This window comes from Oleiphilus sp. HI0043 (assembly GCF_001634935.1).
In genome coordinates this window covers 1-693 of record NZ_LWEY01001020.1, presented here as the reverse complement: position 1 = coordinate 693, position 693 = coordinate 1, and the positions used below count along the sequence as shown (strand labels likewise).

The following is a 693-nucleotide window of genomic DNA, read 5'->3' as shown; positions in this document are numbered from 1 at the left end:
TAATCCGAATGATAGAAAAGAAAGATATCCACCAATTGCTCCGGCATAATTTCTTCGAATTGGGATAAAAGCTTTTCGTTTCGACGTATTTCTTGAAACTCATCACTATCAAATAGGCCTGAAAGGGCCATGATAGGAAGTAGCAATTCGGCGGTAACATCTTCACCTTTGCAGAACCATGCCTTTTCTTTGTAGAAGAAACCTTCCATAAAGCCTGTGCACCAGCTTTCAAGACAGGCATCGTAGTGAGTTTCGCTGTCGTCATCAGTTTCATCGCTGTAGGGTAAGAGTATATCGCGGTCTTCATTAATCTCTTCAAGCAATGTCGACTTGATCTCTTCGATACAGCTTTCAATAGTGGCGATTTCAGATTCACTAAGCTCGATATCATCATTGCCAAATAGCACAGAGATAAGAGTGTTAGTGTCAAAGTCTACCGGCCCGATAACACTGGCGCATACAAGGCCGTGAAAGCCAAAATAATCCAAAGCCTCTTCATTTAGATGCTCGGCAAAAAGAATATCTTCGAGCTGTTCAATTTGTTGTTCGCTTAGTGACATTTGCTAAAACCGTATGACAGTGCAACCAATGCGTTCATGTGTGTATGGGCGCTGGTTGGGAGCGGGGTGGTATAAAAAACGAGAGTATAAACTGATTTTCCACAGATTAGTATCTGCAGTACCTGGTAAGCAT

At 42.1% G+C, this 693-nt stretch carries 1 protein-coding gene; it reads right to left on the bottom strand.

Translation table 11 applies throughout. The features are described 5' to 3' along the window. Positions 1-560 (bottom strand): YecA family protein (locus A3729_RS10875; RefSeq protein ID WP_068507962.1); only part of this gene is annotated, 560 nt, incomplete at its 3' end. Positions 561-693: the final 133 nt, after the last annotated feature.